Origin of the sequence: Lacicoccus qingdaonensis (assembly GCF_900101075.1) — a bacterium.
Taxonomy (GTDB): Bacteria; Bacillota; Bacilli; order Staphylococcales; family Salinicoccaceae; genus Lacicoccus; species Lacicoccus qingdaonensis.
Map to the genome: position 1 here is coordinate 693 of NZ_FNFY01000048.1, position 6,084 is coordinate 6,776.

General features: G+C 38.7%; 8 protein-coding genes. 2 read left to right on the plus strand and 6 right to left on the minus strand.

From position 1 onward, the window contains the following. The coding region (locus BLR15_RS13445) for an LPXTG cell wall anchor domain-containing protein (protein ID WP_143004010.1) at positions 1–258 on the plus strand (258 nt) is incomplete at its 5' end. A 567-nt stretch (positions 259–825) separates the two neighbouring features. On the opposite strand, the gene BLR15_RS13450 is transcribed toward BLR15_RS13445, so the two are convergent. Both BLR15_RS13450 and istA read right to left on the minus strand, forming a co-directional pair. Further along, positions 826–1,569 carry an ATP-binding protein gene (locus tag BLR15_RS13450; protein WP_218118676.1) on the minus strand — a complete coding sequence of 248 codons (744 nt, stop codon included), beginning with the start codon at positions 1,567–1,569 and terminating at the stop codon, positions 826–828. Further along, positions 1,566–3,113 (minus strand): IS21 family transposase, encoded by a 1,548-nt coding sequence (gene istA, locus BLR15_RS13455; RefSeq protein ID WP_092988317.1) that lies wholly within the window; start codon positions 3,111–3,113, stop codon positions 1,566–1,568. The genes BLR15_RS13450 and istA overlap by 4 nt, the downstream gene beginning before the upstream one ends. A gap of 205 nt (positions 3,114–3,318) precedes the next feature. Between istA and BLR15_RS13460 the strand changes: the two genes are divergently transcribed. Continuing rightward, entirely contained in the window at positions 3,319–3,921 is a 603-nt protein-coding gene (locus tag BLR15_RS13460) for a recombinase family protein (protein WP_052255265.1), read from the plus strand. Positions 3,922–4,219: 298 nt separating this feature from the next. On the opposite strand, the gene BLR15_RS13465 is transcribed toward BLR15_RS13460, so the two are convergent. The 4 genes from BLR15_RS13465 to BLR15_RS13480 all read right to left on the minus strand — a co-directional run. After that, complete coding sequence (locus BLR15_RS13465; RefSeq protein WP_052255266.1) at positions 4,220–4,741, minus strand: hypothetical protein; 522 nt, start codon at positions 4,739–4,741, stop codon at positions 4,220–4,222. A gap of 4 nt (positions 4,742–4,745) precedes the next feature. After that, entirely contained in the window at positions 4,746–4,943 is a 198-nt protein-coding gene (locus BLR15_RS13470; RefSeq protein WP_052255267.1) for a hypothetical protein, read from the minus strand. A 134-nt stretch (positions 4,944–5,077) separates the two neighbouring features. Further along, entirely contained in the window at positions 5,078–5,560 is a 483-nt protein-coding gene (locus BLR15_RS13475; protein WP_052255268.1) for a hypothetical protein, read from the minus strand. A gap of 254 nt (positions 5,561–5,814) precedes the next feature. After that, positions 5,815–6,084 (minus strand): DDE-type integrase/transposase/recombinase (locus BLR15_RS13480; RefSeq protein WP_000299166.1); only part of this gene is annotated, 270 nt, incomplete at its 5' end.

Genomic DNA, 6,084 nt, shown 5'->3' on the forward strand with positions numbered 1-6,084 from the left:
ACGGAAGAGTCTACACCGGAGCCTCAGCCTGAAGAACCGACGGAAGAGTCTACACCGGAGCCTCAGCCTGAAGAACCAACAGAAGAATCTACACCGGAGCTTCTACCAGAGGAATCCACTGATGAAACTAAGAAAGAAGGTACTCTTCCATATACAGGGGAAGCGTATGAACGACAAAATATTATAATTATCACCCTGTTTATCCTTGGACTTGGAATCATTGCTCTATCATTTGCAGCAAGAAGAAGAAAGCAATAATTGAAAATCACTAAAAAAGAGATTATAATGAAAAATTAAAGATGAGTCTTTACGAAATGAACTACACCTGCAATGGTTAAAGATATAACCATTGCAGGTGTAGTTTTTGATTTAGATTGATATATGAATCAAAAGCCATATCTATTGCTTTAATTTTCAAATAGTCTTCATCATAAATTAGTTACTATTATTTAATGAGAATTAATTGGGTAGAGGAGTTTCTTTTCCCTTAACTTAGAATGTCTATTCATAGTACTCATAATTACCTGTATTCAAAGTAATTCTTCTAGAGATATGCGTCAGTTTCAAAAGTAAAAAAATTATCCGATACTATTATGTTTATTATTGGTAGGCCCTAATCATACATAATGAGCAGATTGATTTTACTGCATTTACGCCGTATGATTAGGGTGTATTTTAAATATTTTTAGAAAAGATGATTTATTGATTATTTCGCGTGATAAAGCCCACCTATTCATGAGAAGTGGTCCATTGATATTCAATTGAAGCCCAGTAGTATTCAATTCGAGTCCACTTTGAAAACAGGCCACCTTAGTGGCCTGGGGTTTACCTGATTTTTGCCTCATATTCCCGGATGTTCTTATCTCCGGTATCATACCAGACGGCGTTGTGAACAATACGGTCCATCATCGCATCAGCGTGCACACCGCCACCGAGTCGTTGATGCCAGTCTTTTTTCATAAATTGTGTACAGTAAATGGTTGAACTGGTGTCATAGCGGCGTTCAACGAGTTCAAATATAAAATGGATTTCCTCTTCACTTAAACTGTCCAGCAGCCACTCGTCCAGGATGAGTAAATCATAATTGGCATACTTATTGATTAATTTTGTCACACCTTTTGTGACTAAAGAGGCTTCATCACGCTCCACCAACAAATCCGGCAAACGGATGTATCTGGTGCGGATGCCCAACTTACAGGCTTCCTTTCCGAGTGCACAGGCACAATATGTTTTGCCCGAGCCGGTGAATCCGGCGAATATCACATTCATATTATTCTCGATGAATCGGCAGGTGCTCAATTCCTGGAATTGATTACGGTTAATCTTTCTCTGTTCATAGTACATGCCCGTCACATCCGCGTTGGGAATGCGGAACTTCGCTCTGCGTATGAGTCCGTGGACCTTCTGATTGTATTTCTCCTGATATACATGATCCACAATCGCCTCGAAGCGTTCTTCAAATGTTTGAGTGACTGTATGGGCGTGCTTCTGTTGTTGATCGATGAGTTGGATCATTTCTTCCAGATTCAATTCTCTCAGTTTCCTTCTTGTCTCGTTATTCAACATCATTCATCTCCTCCATAATATTCCGCGCCTCGGATATAACCTTGTTGATCTGATTGTGTCTTCACTTTTGTGCTGTGATTCTGATTCAGTGTGCCGGATGCCAATATGGTCTTCAGCTGCTTATATCTGGGTGCCGTCACCTTTGTCAGCGCCAATAAGCACGCCGCCTCCAAGTCGGTATTCGAATATTTCTTTGAAAGATTGAGGACGGAGAGTATGGAGCGATACGCTTGTTCTTTAACCTTCACACTGTCAAAGATACGATTCACAACAGAAAGGGTGCAGGGACCGATGGACCCGGCCCACTCCTTCATCCGGATATCATCCCACTCCGGTTGATTGAACTGATCTGGTAAGTGCTCCGGCAGGGTAGCCCATTGATATTTCTGATACAAACCGAACCGGCGGTGGCTCGCAATCCGTTCATCCTGATGATAGATATCCAGGCGTTGTTTGGTGAGTTTCAGATTCACTGATTTGCGTACATATTGATATGGGCATGAATAGTAGTTATTCTTATATTGGATGTGGCAGTCCAGATTGACTTTTCTTCCGTAGACCCATTCAGAGACTTCATACGGAAATTCAGGTAAAGATCTTAAGGTCGGGGCTTCTTCCTGTTTGAATATGTCATGCCGGCTGCCGGTCCGTTTTTGAAATGGGCGCGCATTGAATTCTGCCAAGCGCTCATTAATGGCACCTGATAATTCCTCCAATGAAAAGAACGTATCGTTTCTAAACGGGGCGACGACGGCCATCGCGATTTTACCGACACTGCTTTCCACAGATGCTTTCTTCTTGGGTTGTCTGACGGGTGCTGGCATGATCGCGGTCAGATAATGTTCACCCAGTGCCTCATACTGTGTGTTGAGGATGATATCGCCTTCTTTGGGGTGATGGATTACACCGGTTTTTAAATTGTCACACACCAGCCGGACAGTGGAGCCGCTGAAATATCGATACATATTCACATGGCACTGTAACCATGTCTCACTCTTTTGATTGAAAGTCGCTTCGACATATTGGCTGTAAGGCAGTGTACCGACGAACAGATACGCGGTTAGAATTTCACCACTCGCCCGGTCAATCACTTCCATCGTGGTCCCACTCCAGTCGACCTCAGTGGTGACACCTGGTTTGTGTATCAGGTGATTGGTGAGTTTATAATTTAAGATATGGTCTTGATAGCCTTGACAAAATTTCGTATATCCCATGGCGATGGTGCCGGCCGCCTGACATTTTTCTTTGTATTCATTCCAAAGCAGTTTCAGAGTCACACCGACACGTTTCAGTTCTTTGTGGATATATGCATATTCCGGGACGTCGTAGAGCGTTTCTGATTGATAGCGTTCTGGGAAGAGCTTTTGATACACTGCCGTTTCTGATAAATCCTCTACATCCTTGTAGGTGAGATCCAAGTCATCTGCACGCTTGAAGACATCACTCACAGAGTCCCGTCCCACCTTCTTCGTTTTAGCGATGAGGTTTCTGGATAATCCCATCGCACGATACTCCAGGATTAACTTTGCTGGAATTTTTCTGGCCATAAAAAAATAGGCCTCCTTTTCATTTAATTTGAAAGCATTAGCTTTCAAATTAAATATACCGAAAAGAACGCCGAAGTGGACTCTTTATGTGAACAGGTGGACCTCAACTGCGAATCGTTAAAATAATGAAGTGGACCCGATGCCGTGAACCGGTGGACTCCAATCGCGTATCGACGGACTTCAACCCGCGAAATAATCAATTTATATGAAAATTGCATATGCTAGAGTTTCTACGCTCGAACAAAATTTAGAAAGACAACTAGAGAACTTGAAAGAGTTTGGTGCGGAGAAAATATTTACTGAGAAGAAATCCGGCGCATCTATTAATGACCGATCTGTCTTTAAAGAAGCCTTGAATTTTGTAAGAGAAGGCGATCAATTCATTGTAGAATCCATTGATCGTTTAGGTAGAAATTATGATGAAGTGATAGAAACAGTCAATTTCTTAAAACAGAAGGATGTCCAATTAATCATTACGAGTTTGCCCATAATGAGTGAAGCTGTCGGCAATCCTTTATTGGATAAGTTCATCAAAGATTTAATTATACAGATACTGGCCATGATTGCTGAACAAGAACGCAGTGAATCGAAAAGAAGGCAAGCCCAGGGCATTGCGATCGCAAAAACGAAAGGTGTTTATAAAGGCCGGCCAGTCCTTTATTCGCCGAGAGCCAAAGACCCTCAAAAAAGGCTTGTGTATCATCGCGTGGTGGCTCAATTGAATGACGGCACCCCCATCTCTCAAATTGCGAAAGAGGTTGGGATTACACGGCAAACGATATACAGGATTAAGAATAATTTAGATTAGTCTTCACGATATAAAATCCATGTATTCAAAAATTTTTTAGTGGTCATTTAGTCCACTTCTTTGCATCTAGCATGAAAAACAAAGCCATTTTAAGACAAGTTATGTCCCTTTATCCATGCTCATACTTCTAACTTGTCTTAAAATCGACCTGTCTAGCATCATTTTGCATCAAAAATTCTTTATCTTGATCAATATGACGGACAGTACGAAGAGAAGTAGAAACTTGTTTTTAAAACCAAAAAAGAACCTCTTACTTTAATATAAAAGGTTCTCAAAAGAGGAGTAATTGTTATATTAATTACCAAGCATTTCTGCAAACAAATCCATAATAAGCTAATTGTGCAGCAGTAGTTACAACGTTAGCCTTCATCCCTTGTCTTTTTAAAAGACCGACTATAGATTGAGCCGCTAAATTCCATTGATGATTAACGATATATGAAACAAGTACACCATTAAGAATTAACCTGACATCTTGAGAAAAATCACCTGCAAATTCATCAACTACACATGAAGCAAAACTACCTGCTCCCATAGTGCTCATTCCTTCAGAACTAATATTTTCATTTTGTTTCTCAAGAATGTCTTTTAAAGCAAGAGCTACCTCATCACCTTCGTTGACTTTCTCATCAAAAGCTTCATGATCATGAACAACATAACCACTAGAAGTAAGTTCACCAATTTCTTCATAATAATATTCTAGCGTCATTTCCACTTCTTGTTCTAAACTAATATTTTTGTTAGTTTCTGCTTGAGCAGCCGTCGCTCCAAGAGTTGAAAATATCATTACAAATGTGAGCATAGATACAATAAATTTCTGCATTATTTTACATCCCCCATAATATTAAAATAATTAAAATGACAAGTATTATTATTTCTAAACCAATCAATTGCTTTAAAAAAATACTCGCCGTTGAATTCTTTTGATTATAGTTACTATTAGCAAACAAAGCAGACTTATTAACGAACAACAACATTACTGTAAAAATTGTTATTGTCATTAATAATTTAAAAATTCCAAGCATATAAATCTCCCCTTTGTTTTCAAGTTACACAAAAATAAAATCGAAATCAATAACCAATAGAAAAATGTCATAATTTTCCGAATGTGAATAGTATTTATCCCAATTTACTTTTGGTGTGAATCAACCGCACCCTGTTAAACGTTCAACCAATCATCGTCAATATCTTTCTTTGCTTGATTGCTTATTTCTGAATCTGCAGATTTTCTGTAGTCATTTTTTGCTTGTGTCATCCGATTCTCATTATCTTTTTCTCTAATCATTTTTTGAATTTCTTTTTTAGCCGAAGAAAAATAATATCCGTCTAAAGTATCCCGATTAATGATTGCTTTTGGATGTTTTTTGATTTCAAAATCAGAAGCCAGAAATAAGTTGTTGATACTGACCCCTAAATCGACGTGATTCATTTTGCTGTTCAACCGTTGGATATCATCTTGAATCTCATTCATTTTTTGTAAAGTTTTAAACTCAATCGATTCATGCTCAATCATTTCTGAAAGCAGATAATGATCCAATGCCCGGATCAACACCTCTTTTTCTGTTTTAATATCTTTCGCTTGTTTGATTGTTTTAATCTTCGAAACTGTATCCTCATCGAAGTCATATCGCTTAGAAATCATAATAGTCTACGTCTCCTTCAATCCATATTATTGTCATCTTCATCTATCGAAAGTTCTTCCTTTGTGAGCAAGTCAATCATAAAATTTCTAAAGCGTTGGTTATCTTCTATAAACTGATTATAAGCATCGGTGTTGTTGTCCATACTGATTTGCGTATCCTTGATGGCATGCTCAAATCGATTGATTGAAGCTGACGGTTCTGTTGCAAAGTAAAAAAATATAGCTAACCACTAATTTATCATGTCAGTGTTCGCTTAACTTGCTAGCATTATGCTAATTTCGTGGCATGGCGAAAATCCGTAGATCTGAAGAGACCTGCGGTTCTTTTTATATAGAGCGTAAATACATTCAATACCTTTTAAAGTATTCTTTGCTGTATTGATACTTTGATACCTTGTCTTTCTTACTTTAATATGACGGTGATCTTGCTCAATGAGGTTATTCAGATATTTCGATGTACAATGACAGTCAGGTTTAAGTTTAAAAGCTTTAATTACTTTAGCCATTGCTACCTTCGTTGAAGG

Bases quoted from the DNA above. Each gene is read 5' to 3' on its own strand.
- BLR15_RS13470 (WP_052255267.1), bottom strand. From the start codon at position 4,943: ATGCTTGGAATTTTTAAATTATTAATGACAATAACAATTTTTACAGTA.
- istA (WP_092988317.1), bottom strand. From the start codon at position 3,113: ATGGCCAGAAAAATTCCAGCAAAGTTAATCCTGGAGTATCGTGCGATG.
- BLR15_RS13465 (WP_052255266.1), bottom strand. From the start codon at position 4,741: ATGCAGAAATTTATTGTATCTATGCTCACATTTGTAATGATATTTTCA.
- BLR15_RS13475 (WP_052255268.1), bottom strand. From the start codon at position 5,560: ATGATTTCTAAGCGATATGACTTCGATGAGGATACAGTTTCGAAGATT.
- BLR15_RS13460 (WP_052255265.1), top strand. From the start codon at position 3,319: ATGAAAATTGCATATGCTAGAGTTTCTACGCTCGAACAAAATTTAGAA.
- BLR15_RS13450 (WP_218118676.1), bottom strand. From the start codon at position 1,569: ATGATGTTGAATAACGAGACAAGAAGGAAACTGAGAGAATTGAATCTG.